The sequence below is a fragment of the Pseudomonas sp. LB3P93 genome, from assembly GCF_054898025.1.
In genome coordinates this window covers 686,976-704,897 of sequence record NZ_CM142713.1, presented here as the reverse complement: position 1 = coordinate 704,897, position 17,922 = coordinate 686,976, and the positions used below count along the sequence as shown (strand labels likewise).

General features: G+C 60.1%; 15 protein-coding genes and 1 pseudogene. 7 read left to right on the top strand and 9 right to left on the bottom strand.

Annotated elements, in window-relative coordinates:
• Positions 1-47: 47 nt before the first annotated feature.
• On the bottom strand, positions 48-941 hold the full coding sequence (locus ACYZT8_RS03020) for a PA4780 family RIO1-like protein kinase (protein WP_461979124.1): 894 nt from the start codon (positions 939-941) through the stop codon (positions 48-50).
• Positions 942-1,388: 447 nt separating this feature from the next.
• Between ACYZT8_RS03020 and ACYZT8_RS03015 the strand changes: the two are divergent.
• Positions 1,389-2,429 (top strand): annotated as a pseudogene (locus ACYZT8_RS03015) (cache domain-containing protein); the annotation flags it as partial.
• 138 nt (positions 2,430-2,567) lie between these two features.
• Positions 2,568-3,335 carry a methyl-accepting chemotaxis protein gene (locus ACYZT8_RS03010; protein ID WP_370655161.1) on the top strand — a complete coding sequence of 256 codons (768 nt, stop codon included), beginning with the start codon at positions 2,568-2,570 and terminating at the stop codon, positions 3,333-3,335.
• A 128-nt stretch (positions 3,336-3,463) separates the two neighbouring features.
• Here ACYZT8_RS03010 and ACYZT8_RS03005 read toward each other — a convergent pair whose 3' ends face one another.
• Positions 3,464-4,255: an AraC family transcriptional regulator gene (locus ACYZT8_RS03005; protein WP_461979122.1), complete on the bottom strand. Its 792-nt coding sequence runs from the start codon at positions 4,253-4,255 to the stop codon at positions 3,464-3,466.
• Positions 4,256-4,339: 84 nt separating this feature from the next.
• Between ACYZT8_RS03005 and ACYZT8_RS03000 the strand changes: the two genes are divergently transcribed.
• A complete protein-coding gene (locus ACYZT8_RS03000) occupies positions 4,340-5,368 on the top strand; it encodes a bile acid:sodium symporter family protein (protein WP_461979120.1) in 1,029 nt (342 codons plus the stop codon).
• Here ACYZT8_RS03000 and ACYZT8_RS02995 read toward each other — a convergent pair.
• Positions 5,355-6,632, bottom strand: a complete 1,278-nt coding sequence (locus tag ACYZT8_RS02995; protein ID WP_461979118.1) for an acetyl-CoA C-acetyltransferase — start codon at positions 6,630-6,632, stop codon at positions 5,355-5,357. The two genes, ACYZT8_RS03000 and ACYZT8_RS02995, sit on opposite strands and share 14 nt — an antisense overlap.
• A gap of 282 nt (positions 6,633-6,914) precedes the next feature.
• Here ACYZT8_RS02995 and ACYZT8_RS02990 point away from each other — a divergent pair, with 282 nt between their 5' ends.
• Both ACYZT8_RS02990 and ACYZT8_RS02985 read left to right on the top strand, forming a co-directional pair.
• Complete coding sequence (locus tag ACYZT8_RS02990) at positions 6,915-8,267, top strand: 3-oxoacyl-ACP reductase (RefSeq protein WP_461979116.1); 1,353 nt, start codon at positions 6,915-6,917, stop codon at positions 8,265-8,267.
• Between the two features lie 3 nt (positions 8,268-8,270).
• Positions 8,271-9,125 (top strand): MaoC family dehydratase, encoded by an 855-nt coding sequence (locus tag ACYZT8_RS02985; RefSeq protein WP_461979114.1) that lies wholly within the window; start codon positions 8,271-8,273, stop codon positions 9,123-9,125.
• Between the two features lie 148 nt (positions 9,126-9,273).
• Here ACYZT8_RS02985 and ACYZT8_RS02980 read toward each other — a convergent pair whose 3' ends face one another.
• The 5 genes from ACYZT8_RS02980 to ACYZT8_RS02960 all read right to left on the bottom strand — a co-directional run bounded on the left by ACYZT8_RS02980 (position 9,274) and on the right by ACYZT8_RS02960 (position 14,282).
• On the bottom strand, positions 9,274-11,661 hold the full coding sequence (locus ACYZT8_RS02980; protein ID WP_461979112.1) for an autotransporter family protein: 2,388 nt from the start codon (positions 11,659-11,661) through the stop codon (positions 9,274-9,276).
• Between the two features lie 330 nt (positions 11,662-11,991).
• Positions 11,992-12,546, bottom strand: a complete 555-nt coding sequence (locus tag ACYZT8_RS02975; RefSeq protein WP_461979110.1) for a DUF4136 domain-containing protein — start codon at positions 12,544-12,546, stop codon at positions 11,992-11,994.
• Positions 12,547-12,600: 54 nt separating this feature from the next.
• The gene (locus ACYZT8_RS02970; RefSeq protein ID WP_461979108.1) at positions 12,601-13,218 is read right to left on the bottom strand and encodes a DUF4136 domain-containing protein; all 618 of its coding nucleotides are present in this window, start codon (positions 13,216-13,218) and stop codon (positions 12,601-12,603) included.
• Positions 13,219-13,230: 12 nt separating this feature from the next.
• Positions 13,231-13,980 (bottom strand): methyltransferase domain-containing protein, encoded by a 750-nt coding sequence (locus ACYZT8_RS02965; protein ID WP_461957064.1) that lies wholly within the window; start codon positions 13,978-13,980, stop codon positions 13,231-13,233.
• The gene (locus tag ACYZT8_RS02960) at positions 13,980-14,282 is read right to left on the bottom strand and encodes a MazG-like family protein (protein ID WP_461979106.1); all 303 of its coding nucleotides are present in this window, start codon (positions 14,280-14,282) and stop codon (positions 13,980-13,982) included. The genes ACYZT8_RS02965 and ACYZT8_RS02960 overlap by 1 nt, the downstream gene beginning before the upstream one ends.
• A gap of 260 nt (positions 14,283-14,542) precedes the next feature.
• Between ACYZT8_RS02960 and ACYZT8_RS02955 the strand changes: the two genes are divergently transcribed.
• Complete coding sequence (locus tag ACYZT8_RS02955; RefSeq protein ID WP_109627794.1) at positions 14,543-14,836, top strand: hypothetical protein; 294 nt, start codon at positions 14,543-14,545, stop codon at positions 14,834-14,836.
• A 101-nt stretch (positions 14,837-14,937) separates the two neighbouring features.
• On the opposite strand, the gene ACYZT8_RS02950 is transcribed toward ACYZT8_RS02955, so the two are convergent.
• Positions 14,938-16,206, bottom strand: coding sequence for an IS110 family RNA-guided transposase (locus tag ACYZT8_RS02950; RefSeq protein ID WP_461973989.1), 1,269 nt, complete (start codon positions 16,204-16,206; stop codon positions 14,938-14,940).
• A 339-nt stretch (positions 16,207-16,545) separates the two neighbouring features.
• On the opposite strand from ACYZT8_RS02950, the gene ACYZT8_RS02945 reads away from it, so the two are divergent.
• Positions 16,546-17,895, top strand: a complete 1,350-nt coding sequence (locus ACYZT8_RS02945) for an MATE family efflux transporter (RefSeq protein ID WP_461979104.1) — start codon at positions 16,546-16,548, stop codon at positions 17,893-17,895.
• Positions 17,896-17,922 lie beyond the last annotated feature (27 nt).

Genomic DNA, 17,922 nt, shown 5'->3' with positions numbered 1-17,922 from the left:
CCGGATTCACAAAAAACCCGGCCGAAGCCGGGTTTTTCGTTAACCGATCACTGCATCCACGGTGGAGGCGGTTCTTCGGTTTTGCCCGGTGGCGCATCATCTGCCGCGCGCACCGCTTGTTTGCGCTCTTCATCCAGGCGTGCCGCCTCGATCTCGCGCATGATCCCGCCCACGTCAGCCAACTCTTCCGGCTCGTCGAACTCACCGGTCAACGCACTGGCCGGGTGCAAGGTGCCGGCTTCGTACAACGCCCACATTTCCTTGGCGTATTTGGTCTTTTTCAACTCCGGCGCAAACCGGCCGAAGTAAGACGCCATGTTGCCCACGTCCCGCTCCAGCATGCTGAACGCGTGGTTGTTGCCCGCCGCGTCGACCGCTTGCGGCAAGTCGATGATCACAGGGCCAGTCGGGGTCAACAGCACGTTGAACTCGGACAGGTCACCGTGCACCAGACCGGTACACAGCATCAGCACGATCTGCGAAATCAGGAACGCGTGGTATTCACGCGCCTGATCCGGCTCCAGCACCACGTCGTTCAGACGCGGCGCGGCATCACCGTACTCGTCGGCCACCAGTTCCATCAGCAGCACGCCTTCAAGGAAGTCGTACGGTTTTGGAACCCGGACGCCAGCACCGGCCAGACGGAACAACGCCGCCACTTCGGCGTTCTGCCAGGCGTCTTCGGTTTCTTTCTTGCCGAATTTCGAGCCTTTGGCCATCGCTCGAGCCTGACGGCTGTTGCGCACCTTGCGGCCTTCCTGATACTCGGCCGCCTGACGGAAACTGCGTTTATTCGCCTCCTTGTAGACCTTCGCGCAACGTAGCTCGTTACCGCAGCGCACCACATAAACAGCTGCTTCTTTACCACTCATGAGTGGGCGCAGCACCTCGTCGACCAGACCGTCCTCGATCAGGGGTTCAATGCGTTTTGGAGTCTTCATCAGCTTTTATTGTGGGTCCTTTATTACCAAACACGCGAAAGTCATTCGTTATACGGCAATCCACTCGTTCGGGGGAGGGGTTGCCGACCTATGAACGTCGTGATGCACACAATGTGCCGAATAAATCGGTCAACCGCCGCCGGTCGTCATCGGCCGCCCGAGATCATAGCTGAGCCGGCACCACTTGGTGACGAAGGGGTGTGAGGGCATTTGCGACAGAAGCTGACACCCGAATTCATACCCTTCGTAGGATTTTTCTCAGCAAGCCTCAATTTCCCCTTCATTCAGCCGAAGTCCTCAGTGACAGAGTAATTTGTCCGACAATCGTTCCGACAACAATAACGATGGCGCACTCAGGGATACGGGTGGATCAACACCGTTTTCGCCTGCCAATAATCCGCGAGTCATCTGCACTGCGTGGGCCTACAAGAACAATCTGGAGCGCGGATGAACATCAAACAGAAGTTGACCTGGGCGTTTGCAATCATCGCCTGCTTGCCCGTGGTGCTGGTCGCCACTCTCGTGGTGCTGAACTTGCGCAGTGACGCCAAGGAAAATTTCGTCGACGGCAGTGGTCGCGAGATTCGTCAGGTCAGCAACGCCATGCAACTGTTCTTCGACGGCATCAGCCAGAACGTCGATTACCTGGCCAAGCAGCCCCTGATCAAGGAATCCGACGACAGCCTCAAGACCTACATGGGCGCCAACGCCGAGAGCATTCCCCAAGGCGAGATGGACAAAAAAGTCTTCGGCCTCCTGCAGGACCTGGGTAACAGCCATCCGTCCTACGCCTATGCCATCCTCGGCACCGCAGCGGGCGGTTACGTGTCCTGGCCGGACGATGCAAAACTTAGCAATTACGACCCGCGCCAGCGCCCCTGGTACAAGGCGGCCCAAGCCAAACCGGGCAAACCGTTTCGCACCGAGGCCTATTATTGGGCCCAGGATGATGCGACCTACGTCAGCACCGTGCGCACCATCGACAACAAATTGGGCAGCAACGGCGGCGTGGTCAGTATCGACGTGACACTCAAGCAGCTCACCGAAATCGTCAAGCAGATCAAGCTCGGTGAAACCGGCTACCTGATGTTGCTGGAAAACACCGGCACCGTACTGGTCGATCCAAAGCGGCCGGAACACAACTTCAAGGCACTGAGCAGCCTGGGCGAGGGTTACGCGCAACTGGCCAAGGCCGGCAAAGGCCTGGTGGAAGTCGAGTTGAACGGTGAACGCTACATGGCCAACGTCTGGCCGTCAGAGCAACTGGGCTGGACCTTTATCGGCCTGATCAAGCAAAACGACGTGATGAGTTCGGCGACCCAATTGACCTGGCTGATCGCAATCATTGCAGCCGTGCTGGCAGTGGTCTTCGCCATCCTTGGTGCCAGTTTCGCCAGTGTCATCGTGCGGCCGATCCGCAGCGTGGCCAGCGGCCTGGAAGGCATCGCCCAAGGTGAAGGCGACCTGACCAAGAACCTGGAAATCCGTGGCAGCGACGAAACCGCACAGCTGGCCAACTGGTTCAATCAGTTTTTGACGGCGATTCGCAACCTGATCCAAAGCATCGGCGGCGCCGCGACCAAAATCCTCGCCACCTCCAAGAGCTCGACCCAGGTCTCCAGCGACATGGCTGAAGCCGCCGGGCGCCAGCGTGAAGCGGTGGACATGGTGTCCACGGCGTTCCACGAAATGGTCGCCACTGCCAACGAAGTCGCGCGTTCTTGCAGCCAAGCGGCGGAATCCGCCGACAGTGGGCAGCGCCAGGCGCGTCAAGGTCAGCAGCAGATTGATGCGGCAGTGACCAGCGTTGATCGCTTGAGCCAGGAAATCGAACAGTCGGCGCAATCGATGCAACAGCTTGAACGCGACAGCAACGACATTCAGTCGATCCTGGGGACCATTCGCTCGATTGCCGAACAAACCAACCTGTTGGCCCTGAACGCGGCCATTGAAGCGGCTCGGGCCGGTGAGCAAGGTCGCGGGTTTGCGGTGGTGGCGGATGAAGTACGGGCGCTGGCCAAACGCACGGCGGATTCCACCGCGGAAATCGATGGCTTGCTGGGCAACCTGGCCAAGCGCACCAGCCAAGTGACTCAGCAGATGCATGCGAGCCTGGAAGTGTCGCAACAATCGGTGACCCGCATCGGCGAAGCGCGCAGCAGTTTCGGGCTGATTCGTGAATCGGTGGATGTGATCCGCGACATGAACACGCAGATCGCCACGGCGGCGGAAGAACAGCATCAGGTGGCGGAAGACATCAATCGGCACATCAGCCAGATCCATGGCGATGCGCAATTGGTGGCGGAACTGGCGAACTCGGCGCGGCTGGATTCGCAGAGCCTGGCTGGATTGTCGAATGAGCTGGATGGGTTGGTTCGCCGGTTCAGAACCTGATCCAGAATCCCGGTGGCCGCTTCGCGGCCAATCGCGGGCAAGCCCGCTCCCACAGGTTATTGGGTGTCCACACAAATCGTGAAACATCGAAATTCACTGTGGGAGCGGGCTTGCCCGCGATGAGGCCGTTATTGCTTGAACAACTCCCCCGGTGTAAACCCAAACAACCCCTTGAACGCCGCAATAAAGGCCGACGTCGAGTCATACCCGCAAGACAGCGCCGCATTGGTCACGCTGTCGCCCTCCTCCAGCAAGCTCAACGACGACAGCAACCGCATCCGCTGCCGCCACCCTCGAAAACTCAACCCGGTCTCGCGCTGGAACAAGCGCATCAGCGTCTTCTCCGAGGTCCCCAGGCGCTGCGCCCATTCCTGCAACGTCACGTTGCGCTCCGGGCTTTCGATCAGCTCATTGCACAACCCGAGCAACCGTTCATGCCGCGGCAACGGCAGGGAAAATCCCACCTCCGGCAGATTCGCCAACTGATCCAGCAGGACATTCACCAGCCGTGCCTCCTGGCTGTCGCCCTGTGGATATTCCACCGGCAGCAGACAAAAACTCTTGATCAGCTCCCGGGCCAGCGGCGTGACTTCCAGCACCCGGCAACGCCCGTCTGCCCATTCGCAATCCTCACGGCGTACATAGAGGCTGCGCATCTCGGCGCGCATCGAGGTCACCACCTGGTGTTCAAGATCCGCCGGAATCCAGATCCCCCACTGCGGCGGCGCAAAGAAGCTGCCCTCAGCAGTGTGCACTCCAAGTACGCCGCTGATGGCGTAGGAAAACTGCACCCAATCGTGACGATGAGGTGGCGTCCACGACCCGGCATTCAAACTTTCCGCCCGCGCGAACAGCGGACGCGGCAACGCCTTGAGCGTCGGAATTGTTCGTTCGAGGGAAAGTTGTCCGTTAGTCGGCATTGATTGGCCTTATGTCGCAAGACGGCAGATAGGGGCGACGTTAGGCTAAGTCATCAATTCTTACAAATGTATCCGGTGCCTGTTATGCATGCCTTCAAACACCTCAAACGTGTGGTCACCGACTGGTTCTTGTGCGGCATGCTGATCGCCACGCTGCTGTCGTATTTCTTCCCGGTCTTCGGTGCCACGGGCGGCGGAATGCACGCCGAGTACGTGATCAACATCGGCGTGTTCCTGGTGTTCTTCCTGCACGGGGTCAACCTGTCCAGCGAACAGATCAGCCATGGTCTGAAGAACTGGAAGCTGCATGTGATGGTCCAGGGCTTCACCTTCGCGGTGTTCCCGCTGATCTGGTTACTGAGCGACAAGCTGTTGGGTTCGCACATTCCGTCGCTGCTGATGCTCGGCTTCTTTTACCTGTGCGCCCTGCCTTCGACCATTTCTTCTTCCGTGGCCCTGACCGGCAGTGCAGGCGGCAACGTGCCGGCGGCGATTCTCAACGCGAGCCTGACCAGCGTGCTGGGGATTTTTCTGACGCCGTTGCTGGTGAGTCTGGTGGTCGGCAGCGGAGCCGGCGGCATCGATCTGGGTTCGACCCTGCTCGACCTCTGCGCCATGTTGCTGTTGCCGCTGGTACTCGGCCAATTGGTGCGGCCGTTGCTCGGCAAATTCTTTGCCCGCCACAAGCGCTACACCAACATCGTCGACAAGCTGGTGATCCTGCTACTGGTCTACTCGGCTTTTTGCAATTCGATGGTCTCGGGCATGTGGCAGCAACAGGGCAACAGCGTGATTCTCAGCGCGCTGATCGGCAGTGCGATCCTGCTGGCGATCATCCTGTGGATGACCACCCGCACCGCCCGCGCCTTGAAGTTCAGCCCGGCCGATGAGGTCGCGGCGGTGTTCTGCGCCAGCAAAAAATCCCTGGCGGCGGGTGCGCCGATGGCCGCGTTGATCTTCGGCGCCAACCCGGGCCTCGGCTTGATTCTGCTGCCGATCATGATCTATCACCCGTTGCAGCTGATCGTCTGCTCGGTGATGGCCGAGAATTACGCGAACTGCAACCGCGAGCGTATCGCGCAGCAGAACGCCGAGCTGATCAGCGCTCGATAATCGCCGTCACGCCCTGACCACCGGCGGCGCAGATCGAGATCAGGCCTCGGCCCTTGCCTGCCGCGTCGAGCAGCTTCGCCAGGTTGGCGACGATACGTCCGCCGGTCGCGGCAAACGGATGCCCGGCCGCCAATGAACTGCCTTTGACGTTGAGGCGGCTGCGGTCGATGGAGCCCAACGGCGCATCAAGCCCGAGACGGGTTTTGCAGTACTCCGGATCTTCCCAGGCCTTCAATGTGCAGAGCACCTGCGCGGCGAAGGCTTCGTGGATTTCGTAGTAGTCGAAGTCTTGCAAGGTCAGGCCGTTGCGCGCGAGCAAACGTGGCACCGCATACACTGGGGCCATCAACAGCCCTTCGGCGCCGTTGACGAAATCCACCGCCGCGGCCTCGCCATCACGCAAATACGCGAGGATCGGCAAGCCACGTTCCTTCGCCCATTCTTCACTGCCCAGCAATACCAGTGACGCGCCATCGGTGAGCGGCGTGGAGTTGCCCGCCGTCATCGTGCCCTTGGCGCTTTTCTCGAAGGCTGGTTTCAGCGAGGCGAGTTTTTCCAGGGTCAGGTCCGGGCGCAGGTTGTTGTCGCGGGTCAGGCCGAGGAACGGCGTCATCAGATCGTTGTGCCAGCCTTCGGTGTAAGACGCGGCCAGATTCCGATGGCTCTCCAGCGCCAGCTGATCCTGTTCTTCGCGGGGGATGTTCCAGGTCTGGGCCATCAATTCGCAGTGTTGGCCCATGGACAAACCTGTGCGCGGTTCGCCGTTGCGAGGGAACTCCGGGATCAAGTCCCGGGGACGCAGTTGCAGAAACGTTTTCAGTTTGTCGCCGGTGGTCTTGGCGCGATTGGCTTGCAGCAGCACCCTGCGCAAACCTTCACTGACGCTGATCGGCGCATCCGAGGTGGTATCGACGCCACCGGCAATGCCGCAATCGATCTGTCCCAGGGCAATTTTGTTCGCGACCAGCAACGCCGCTTCAAGACCCGTGCCGCACGCCTGCTGGATGTCATAGGCCGGCGTGTAGGGGGACAACCGTGAACCGAGCACACATTCGCGCGTCAGGTTCATGTCTCGCGACAGCTTGAGGACCGCCCCCGCGACCACTTCGCCGATACGCAGGCCATGCAGGTTGTAGCGTTCGATCAAGCCTTCGAGCGCTGCGGTGAGCATCGCCTGGTTACTGGCGGTGGCGTACGGCCCGTTGGAGCGGGCGAAAGGGATACGGTTACCGCCAATAATCGCGACGCGGCGCAGCTGAGTCATGAAAAGCTCCTTGTGAAATATTCAATTTGAAAACCGATCCCCTGTGGGAGCGAGCCTGCTCGCGATAGCGGTATGTCAGTCACATCAATGGCGGCTGATGCACCGCTATCGCGAGCAGGCTCACTCCCACAGGGACTGCATTCCAATTCAGGTCTGTGGTCGCCTGAAAGTCCTGCGACGAACTAATCTGCTGAGTTCAAGCGTAGGCCTTATCTCGTGGATCGAACGACTGATTGCCATTCGTGGTCCACACTTTGAACCCCAGCTGCCGGAGTGCGTTCCATGTCTGACCGTTATATCGACTTCGCCAATTCGTCCATCGGCCATCGTCTGGTCGGGGCCATGGGACTGCCGTCTCCGGTGCGCCTGGAGCGCTGGCAAGCAGGCCGGCTGCGGCCTGTCGAAGGGGCGCTGTTGATTGGCGGCGGCCCATTGGCGGAGAAAGTCAGTGCCTTCGCCAATCGCCTGACCGACGCGATCTACAGCTACGGCGCCGAGCCATCCCTGGCCACCGCGTGGATTCCCGGCCACGGCCCCAAGCTCAAAGCCGTGGTGTTCGACGCCAGCGAGTTGGCGCAAACCGACCAGCTCAAACAGCTGCGCGAGTTCTTCCAGCCGCTGATGAAAAACCTCGATCACAGCGCGCACCTGGTGATTCTGGGGCGTGCGCCGGAGACATTGACCGACCCGTTCGCCGCCAGTGCTCAGCGTGCAATAGAGGGTTTCAGCCGTTCGCTGGCCAAGGAACTGCGCAGCGGCGGCACCCTGCAACTGATCTATGTCGGTGAAGGCGCCGAGGATCAACTTGAAGGGCCGCTGCGGTTTTTCCTCTCGCCCAAAAGTGCGTTCGTGTCCGGGCAGGTCGTCCGCTTGAAGGCCTGCGATACCCAGGTGTCGGACTGGACTCGCCCACTGGCCGGGCGCAAGGCGCTGGTCACGGGCGCAGCACGCGGCATTGGCGCCTCCATCGCCGAAACCCTGGCCCGTGACGGTGCCGAAGTGATTCTGCTCGACGTGCCACCGGCCAAAACTGACCTCGATGCACTCGCCGCACGCCTTGGCGGGCGCAGCATCACCCTGGACATTTGCGCCGAAGACGCCGCCGCGCAGTTGGTCGAACTGCTGCCCGACGGCGTCGACATCGTGGTCCACAACGCCGGCATCACCCGCGATAAAACCCTGGCCAACATGACCCCGGAATTCTGGGACGCGGTACTCGCGGTCAACCTTAACGCGCCGCAAGTGCTGACCAAGGCACTGCTCGACAGCGGCGCCTTGCATGACAACGGCCGAGTGATTTTGCTGGCTTCCATCAGCGGCATCGCCGGCAATCGCGGGCAGACCAATTACGCGGCGAGCAAGGCCGGGCTTATCGGGCTGGCCCAGGCCTGGGCGCCGCTGTTGGGTCAGCGCGGTATCAGCATCAACGCGGTGGCGCCGGGGTTCATCGAAACCCAGATGACCGCGCACCTGCCGTTCGGCATCCGCGAGGCCGGGCGACGTATGAGTTCACTGGGCCAGGGCGGCCTGCCACAAGACGTTGCCGAAGCGGTCGCGTGGCTCGCTCAACCGGGGACCGGCGCGTTCACCGGGCAAGCGTTGCGGGTCTGCGGACAAAGTGTCTTGGGGGCATAAAAAATGATCACCGATTGGCACACACTCAACCGCGAACCGAGCCTGACGGGTCTGTACGTGCAGGCAGCGACACGGCGCAAAATCACCGGCACCACCTTGCCCGACACGGGTTTGCGCTGCTGGGTCGAGGTCGATCCGAAACGCCTGGCGGCGTATCGCAAGGTCTGCGGTTTTGCCGACAACGGTTTGCTGCCGCCGACCTATCCACACATCCTGGCGTTTGCCTTGCAAATGCAATTGCTCACGGCCAAGGCATTTCCGTTCCCGCTGCTGGGGCTGATTCACCTGAGCAATCGTATTCGCGTATTGCGCCCCATGGGCGGGGTGAACCGCGTGCGGGTCAGTGTGCAGGTGCAGAACCTGCAACCCCACGCCAAGGGTGCAACGTTCGATCTGGTGACGTCGCTCGACGATCAGTTGGGGCCGCTGTGGGAGGCTGAAAGCCAGATGTTGTGTCGCGGGGTCAAGCTGGAAGGCGAACCTGTCGAGGAGGTCCTGGCATCCACCCTGGAAATGCTGGAAGTGGCTCGCTGGAAAGCGCCGGCGGACATTGGCCGGCAGTACGCCAAGGTATCCGGTGACTACAACCCGATTCACCTGAGTGCCGTCAGCGCCAAATTGTTCGGGTTCCCGACAGCCATAGCCCATGGGCTGTGGAACAAGGCCCGGACATTGGCGGCGTTGAGCGAGCATCTGCCCACGGCGAATGTCGAGATTGCGGTGCAATTCAGAAAACCGGTGCGGTTGCCGAGCGAGGTGACGTTGCTGGCCAGCGTGGCGGGGTCCAGTGGGGACTTTCGGCTGGTGGGTGCGGGGGATCTGGAGCACATGGTGGGGCATTGGCGGCCGATTGCCTGATTGATCTCTGGTGCCTGAACCACCGCCATCGCGAGCAGGCTCACTCCCACACTGAACTCAAGCGTTCACAAATTTTGTGTACGCCGACGATTCACTGTGGGAGTGAGCCTGCTCGCGATGGCGGTAGGTCAGGCACCACCGAACCCGATCAGAACGCGAACCGCACCTTCGCTGTAAAAGTATCGGCATTGAAATCGCTGCCGGTCACGTAGTTGTACGAACCACCCACGCTCCAGGCGCCCAGTCGGTAATTGGCACCGAGGCCCACTTCATAGCTGTCACGCACCGGGGTCGTGCCGCGCGTGGTGAACGAATCGCCACCTAGCACGAACGCCGAGGTGGTGGCGGTCTTGTCACCGATGAAGTCGTGCCAGGCCATGACCTTGGCTTCAGGTTCGAGACTGCCCGCGCCGACATCAAACGCAGCGGCCAGCCGCGCACCAACCCCCATCTCGCCGACTTCATACCGCTGACTGCCGACATTCAGCGACGCCGAGCTGCCCTTCTCGCGATACGCATCCATGCCTACGTTGGCATAACGCGCACCGACCTGAGGCTCCAGCAGAAGGCTGTGATTGAGGCGAAAGCTGTAGCCGGCCAGCGCACTCACGCCAAAGATATCGCTGTCGTAATCGCCCTTGGCGCGTGTGCCGGCGATGTAACGCTTGGACTCATTGTCGTTCCAGCCGTACATCAGCGATGAGTCCACGAACCAGTTGTCGTGGGTCCAGTTGCCGTACAGCGTCAGCGCATGGCCGGTCACGTCGGTTTTGCTGCCGGCGTCGGATTTCACATCGGTGTTGAGGTAGCTGTATGCCAGACCGAGGGTGGTATCAGCGTTCAGCTGGCCGTCGGCACCCACGGCGATGCCCTGGCTGTCGGCGTCGTAGCCATCGACACCACGGCGAGCGTCCTGATCGGCATTGCTCGTCAGCGCTTGCAGCCACACGCCTTTTTCAGTGGATGAGTTCAGTGTGCGTGCGCGGCTGGAACGGTCGTTGATCACGCTCGACACCAGCGTCTGACTGTTAGTGGCGGCGTGCAGCACGCCACGGCTCATGTCGGGGCTGAGTTTTTCGGCGAGTTTTGCCAGCTCGGCATCGGTGCCGGCATTGGCGAATGCCTGGAACACCGGGTCTTGTTCGTCGAGTCCGGGCATGACCGCCGAAGAAAAACGTCCGACTGCCGTGGCGGCGTTACGGGTGCCGCCGGCAACCAGGGTGTTTTGCGCCAGTACCTCTTCCGACTTGGCGCTGACCAGCGCCTTCACGTCGTTTCCTTCGACCCCGAAGCTTTTGACGTCCAGTAAGGCCGAGGTCGAAGAAATGTTCAGGTTCTCGCCACCAATCAGTTCCCCCGAGCTGATCAGGGTGTAGCGATTACCGTCCGCGGTTGTGCGGAAATCGCTGGAACGGGCCTGTAGTTCAAGACGTGCGCCAGCGCCGATTTCCGTGGTGCCCGTGACCTTCAACACCGGTTGATTGACGTCGGTATCGTTGCCCAGGAACATCCCCAGTACCGAATTGGAATCCTGCATGTCCAGATCACCGATGATCGTCGTGTGCGGGCGCAACAGCGTCAGTTTGCCGTACTGCACATCCACATAACCGGACTGGATCGTCGTACCGTCAAAGGTCACATCATTGTCGATGAGCACCCCGGAAAGCCCCATCAGGTTGCCTTTCACATCACCGCCATTCCAGTAGAAATAGCTGAAGCCATCGTCGACCTGAATGGCCACCGCACCGCCTTCGATCAGCCCCTGGCTTTGATAAATATTGAATGAGCCCTGACCCGCAGGTTGATGGCTGACATGAATACCAATGGACTGGCCGGAGATCGTGCCCGAGTTCCACACGTCGTAGCGATTGGTGACCGGAGAGATTACCCCGTAGAAGCTCAACGCTTCGGCATTGTTTCCAGTGGCACGAATACTGCCGCTGTTATTGACGGTTGCGCGCAGGTTTGCGCGGTCTATCAGCACCGCCACGGCGTCATCACCACTGACACTGATCGTCCCTTGGTTGTCGATACCCGCCAGCGCCGTGTGCGAAAGCAAAATGCCGGACGCTTCCGTACCGCTGACTGAAATCTCGCCGCGATTGATCAGGCTGCCGGTCACCTGGCTACCAATGTCGTACAGGCCCCTGAAGAGATTGCCTCCCGCTGCGCCGTTGATTTTGATTGAACCGTCATTGACCAGATTGCCGCCGATGACCGAGGCACTACCACCACTTGTCCCCACCACGATCCCGACACCCGACGTGGCGCCGTCAATGCTGATCGAGCTTCTATTGATCAGGTCATTTTGCGTGGTCAGGCCGTTCAGGCGCACAGCAAAAGTAAGACCCGGGGAAGCAACGGTCACGACATTGGCATTGCCGGAAAACGTCAGGGTTTGCCAGTTATCCTGAAGTGTTGAATAAGGTCCATTGCCCACGTTGTAGTCAAGATTCGCGGCAACGACCGCCGAGGAATGAGAAGCGGCAGCAACAGACAGCGCCAGCAGGGAGCGGCGCAGGCAAGAAGTGTTCAATCGAGAATCCCTTCCGAAACGTAAATGTTCCAGCAGGGCTCACAGTTTCAATCAGGCTTCCCCACCGTCCTGCCAGCGGGGTGCTGGTTCAGGCGCGGCAAATGTACATGAGCCATCATTTAGACACTACACAAATGTCAAAGTGATGGCGTCAATTTATCAAGCGCTGCAAGCGGGGAGAAAAAGCAGCGCACCCAATGTGTGAGCGACGGTGCAGCGATCCGATTTGCTCACGATGGCGGTTCATCAGGCGACATCTGTATCGACTGAACGACCGTCATCGCGAGCAGGCTCACTCCCACAGGGGATTGTGGTGTTTGAGGCTTGGCGTTAGTGCGGTGGATAGTTGGCGAGGATCCGCCCGACGGTTTCGCGTATCGCCGTGCTGCGGTCCGACGGATTTGTTGTACGGCTGAGCATTTGCTCATCGCTGCCACGCCACACCAGTTTGCCGTCATTGCCATCGAGCAGGTCGATCTGGATGGTCGCTACCTTATAGGTCACGTTGCGGGTTTCGTTGTACATCGGCCCGCCCCAGTAGCCATTCCAGGGGTTACCCCAGCCTCCGCCGTAATTGGTGGTCACCTGTTGCTGGCGTTCTTCGATGATCAGATAAGTCTGAACATTCAAATTACCCTTGCTGCCGGCCGCGGCCGGACGCAGGCCACGCTGATCCAGTTGATCGGCAACCGATTGGCGGATGCGCTGCTCGGTCAGGTCGCTCTTGATTCGTGGGTCATCGGGACGATATTGCAGGGCGGGTTCCTTCCAGGTCCAGCTGCGATAGGCGGCGAAGTCGCGGCTGGCATCGAAGTCATTATTGACCTGGCTGGCGCAGGCACTGAGCAACGCGGCCACAGCCAGTAAAGCGAAACGGCGGATCATGATGGTTCTCCGGTTGAAGGCATGAACCTGTGAAAGGCTTCCTGACAACAGAAGCTAACTAGGAGGATACGCCGACATGGCCTTTTCTACAGCCTCCCGTATTGCATCGGCACGCTCGCTCTGGCTGCCCCGATTACCGGTTTCGGCACTGGCACTCCACACCGGTTGACCGCTTTGAGCGTCGAACAAATCGACCCTCACCACCACGACCTGTTCCTGATAAGTCCGTACGATCGGCACCGTGTTGTAGATGCCATAACCATTGCCGTAGCGGTTGTAGCCACCATAACCGCCGCCGTAATAACCGTAGTCGTCCTGAACCTGGCGCAAACGGGTTTCCAGATGCAGATCGGCGCTGACAAACAGGTCGGCCGGTCGGGCGTTATCGTGCAGCGGGCGCAAGCCGCGCTGATCGAGGGCGTTGCTGACCGCTTCGGCGACCTGGGCCGAGTCCGCCCAGGCGCTGCCCGGTGGCAGCTGACCGTTGAGCCAGGCCCAGCTGCGGTAACGCCCATAGTCACGCGGCGGTGCCGGGTAGGCGCTGCGGTCGAACGTGTTGGCCGCCTGAGGCGGTGCGGGCGGCAAGGGATTGGATGTCGCCACATAAGGGTTGCTGCCCTGGCAGGCCGCCAACCCGAGACAGATCACCAGTAACCCTGAACGACTTTTCATGTTGCGCTCCGATCAGACCGGCCGACAGATCCAGTGCAAATAGCGCCCAAGCCCGGCGAAGCTTGGGTGACGGCGGTGGGCCAGCTCCATTTCGAGCAAGTCCACAAGTTCGGCGCGGGCCTGGAATTCCACCGGCATGTAATCGTGAAAAACCCGCACCCCGCTCTGGGTTTCGACCTGCCACAGGCCCTCAAGTTGCGCCGCCAATTCACGCGGATCAAGCGGCTGCTGCGGGGTCAGGCTCTGCTTTTCCCCGGCCATGTCGTTCTTGCGCATCTTGCGGAAATGACCTTTGAGCAAGTTGCGATAAATCAGTGCATCGCGGTTGTAGAAGGCCAGGGACAGCCACCCATCCTGCTTGGTCAACTGATGCAGCACCGGCAGGATCGCATGGGGTTCGGCCAGCCACTCCAGCACGGCGTGGCACAGCACCAGGTCGTAAGGTTCGGTGAGCTGACCGAGCAATTCCTGCCACGGCGCCTGAATGAACGTGGCGGTCTGCCCGGCGTCGGCGAAACGTTGGCGGGCGCCTTCGAGCATCGGTTCGGCGGGTTCGGCCAGTGTGACGTCATGACCGCGCTGGGCCAGCCACAACGACATGTGGCCCAGGCCCGCACCGATATCCAGCACACGCAGCGGCCGGTCCGGCAGGGTTTCGGCCAGGTCGGCCTGAAGCACCGCCAGACGGATCGCGCCTTTGGCACCGCCGTAGATTTTTTCGGCAAACCGGGTCGCCAGTTGATCGAAATGACGATCGCTCATCAGCTGAACCTCTTTTCGCTGTCCGCGAGTTTGCTGCGCACCACTTCATTCATGTCCAACCCCAACTCGCCGCACAGCAGCAATAGATAGAGGACGATGTCGCCGATTTCCTGCCCGGCGTGGGCGAGTTTGTCCGCCGGCAACTGGCGCGACTGGTCTTCGGTCAGCCACTGGAAGACCTCCACCAGCTCGGACATTTCCACGCTCGCGGCCATGGCCAGGTTTTTCGGGCTGTGAAATTGCCGCCAGTCATTGCGGTCACGGATAGCGTGCAGGCGTTCGGTCAGTTCAACAAGGTTCATCGGGCTCTCCTGAAGGCGTATAGCTTCGGGGGGATGGCCGGGGATGGCAAGTGGGCAGATTTAGTGTGGGAGCGAGCGAGCTCGCGGATAGCGGATTCAAATTCAGCATGGATGTTGACTGACAGACCACAATCGCGAGCAGGCTCACTCCCACAGGGTCTATGCAACCCTCTATGCTTGTGGGGAACTCGGCACCGTGATCCATGGCCCAAGGCTCAAATCCGGCAGCACGCCACCACTTACATCAGGACGTTCACGACATGCAGGTAGAAAGTTTTTTCGAATGGCTCGGCCAGGCACTCGGTTCGGTCATTCGGTTTATCGTTGATGGCCTCAGCGGCTTGTTCAACCTGTTGAGCCATGCCGGCAGCAATTTTGTCGAAGGCTTGTCCCGTGCATTGGGGATGGATACTTCGATCATCAGCATCATTGCGCTGATTCTGGGGTTGATGCTGTTGTGGTCGGCGATCCGGGCATTCATGAATGCGTCGATCATCATGGGGATCATCTGGTTGCTGCTGGGCCTTTGGTTGCTGAGCTGGATTATCCACTAACACCACCATCCCCCTGTGGGAGCGAGCCTGCTCGCGATGAGGCCAGCACATTCAATATCCATGTTGAATCTAAGACCGCCATCACGCCCTGAGCCTTTCCGTCAACGCGATTTTGCTGTGTTCAGCTCGCTGGTCAACGGCGAGCCGTGCCGGAGCAAGGCCTGTAAATAAACCTTTTCGTCGTACACGGTGCTGGTCTTCCAGCACCGATAAACGATCCGGATCCACTTGAACGCCAAGGCCCTGAGGGCGGCTTGGTAAGAGCAGCCTTTGGCCCTTTGCTGGCGATAATAAGCTTCTGCCCACACCGATTGATTGATGCTGTGTGCAGCCCACTCAACAAAGGTCTGGCGCAAAAAAGTTGCGCATTGATAGCGCCAATGAACGACTTTTTTCTTGCCGCTACGTTCGGTAACCGGTGCGATCCCGGCGTATCGCTGCATCGAACTGGCATCCTTGAAGCGATCTCGCTGCTCACCAAAAGCCACCATCAACCGTGGCGCAAGCTGCTGCCCCGCGCCGGGCAAGGCCTGGAAGAGGCGGTAGTCGGCCAGGGTATTGGCGGTTTTTTCGATCTCCCGATCAAAGTCTTTGATCGCCGTGATGACCCCTTTCAGTTGCGAGACCAGGGCCAGCACATACAGCGCTGAAGGACTGACCACGCCTGGATCTTCAGTCAACGGCATGGCTTTGGTGATCAACGCCAAACGCTGCTGATTGAGTTCAGCATGGCGAACATTATGCGCGTGAAGGAACTTCAAAACGCTGGCCGGCCGAGCGCGCTTAAGCACTTCAAATGTCGACCAGCGCGCCAAAAACTCACAGAAAACCAGCGTGTCATGGTCATGAAACAGCTCAAGAGCCAACGGATAATACTGTTTGAGCATGCAGACCAGACGGTTGCTGATCTTGACCCGGTCATCGACCAGCCCACGGCGATGTTCGGTCAGACTGGCGAGCGAACGCATGGCGGAGCTTTGCTGGACCAGTTGAGGAAACCGTTCTGGGTGATTCAGCAACAGCTCAAGCGCCCATTGAGCATCCGTTGGATCATCCTTGGCGCCACTGGGGACGAAGGTTTTACGGTGCCGGGCCAAGGTGCTCGGATTGATCGGAAAGATACAAAAAAACTCATATTTTTGCAGAGCCGCTATCAGTGGCCCTTTGTTCAGCTCCACGGCGACCGCGATCGGGCCACCGTAACGTTGATGCAGCGACTTGGCCCAGCGATCAATCGACTCGGGCTTGTGGTCGATGACCTCGAAACTCCGCTGAGCCTCTCCAGTTATCTGCAAACAGATGTCGTGCTTGGCATCTGCCCAATCAATTCCGATATAAGCAGTGAACCTCTGAGACAGGAGCGTTTGCATGGAACACCTCCACAGGCGCTAAAGTACATGCAGGGACATGCATGCTTGCGTCCAGCGAAGGCGATATAGAGAGCCGTGTCGGGCTTTCCCTGAGAATTCGTTAGAGGGCGCAAGCGCACCTGTGGGCTCGAAGGTGATGGCGTAATCATCGAGTGCTTCGCGAGCATATTCGTAGCCCGCAGGTGCATGTTCCTTCCTCGCCGACAGCGAACTTCCAGCGAAGTCAGTATGGAAGAGAAAGGAACGGACTACCTATATCGCGAGCAGGCTCACTCCCACATTGGATCGCTGTAGATCTCAAATGTATCGCTACAATGCCCGCTCCCCCAAGGAGCCTGCATGTCCAACCTGATTGCCGACTGGCGCGACCGCCCTACCCATCGTCGGGTCTGGGCGCTGGCTGCGCCGATGATTCTTTCGAACATTTCCGTTCCGCTGGTGGCACTGGTCGACAGTACCGTCATCGGTCACCTGCCCCACGCCCATCAGTTGGGCGCCGTCGCGGTCGGGGCCAGCCTGTACACCTTTCTGGCCTGGGGCATGGGCTTTCTGCGCATGGGCACGACCGGTTTCGCTGCCCAGGCTGCCGGTCGTGGGGATGGCGCGGCGTTGCGGCAGATTTTGTTGCAGGGCTTGTTGCTGGCGATGGGGCTGGCGATTGTCCTGGGCGCCTTGGGCGTCCCGTTGAGCGGCGTCGCGTTGCACTTCATGCAACCCTCCGCCGAGCTCGACCAACTCACCCGCGATTTTTTCCACACACGGCTATTCGGCTTGCCCGCAGCGCTGGCCAGTTATGCGCTGGTCGGCTGGTTCCTTGGCACCCAGAACGCCCGGGCACCGCTGGCGATTCTGTTGAGTACCAACCTGGTGAACATCGCGCTGAACCTGTGGTTCGTCCTCGGACTGGACTGGGGCGTGGTCGGCTCGGCGAGGGCGTCGGTGATTGCCGAATGGACCGGCGCCGTAATCGGCCTGCTGATGACTCGCAAAGCCCTGCGCGCCTATCCCGGCCACATCGCCTGGGCCGCATTGGCGTTGTGGCAAAGCTGGCGGCCACTGCTGGCCGTCAACCGCGACATTTTTATCCGCAGCCTGGCGCTGCAATCGGTGTTTTTCCTGATCACCGTACAGGGCGCGCGGCTCGGTGATGCCACCGTCGCCGCCAACGCCTTGCTGCTCAATGGCTTGCTGCTGACCGCCCACGCGCTGGATGGTTTGGCCCATGCCGTGGAAGCCCTGTGCGGGCATGCCATCGGCGCGCGCGATCGAGAAGCGCTGCGTCGCTCACTGGTGGTTGCCTGCGGCTGGTCGTTGCTGGCGAGCCTGGGCTTTGCCGTGCTGTTCGCCTTCGCCGGGCACCTGTTCATCGAGATGCAGACCGACATCCAGAGCGTGCGCGACACCGCGTTTATCTACCTGCCCTACCTCGCCGCGCTGCCACTGATTGCCGTGTGGAGTTATCTGCTCGACGGGCTGTTCATCGGCGCCACGCGCGCCCGGGAAATGCGCAACGGCATGCTGTTGACGGTCATTCTGCTGCTGCCGTTCGCCTGGGCACTGCAAGGCTTGGGCAACCACGGACTGTGGATAACGTTCCTGTTGTTCATGGCGCTGCGCAGCCTGACCCTCGGCGCGTTTGCCTGGTTGCTGCGCAAGAACGACGGCTGGTTCAGAGGTCGGGTTGACTGAGTCGGCGTGCGCTGGATAGGAACTGTC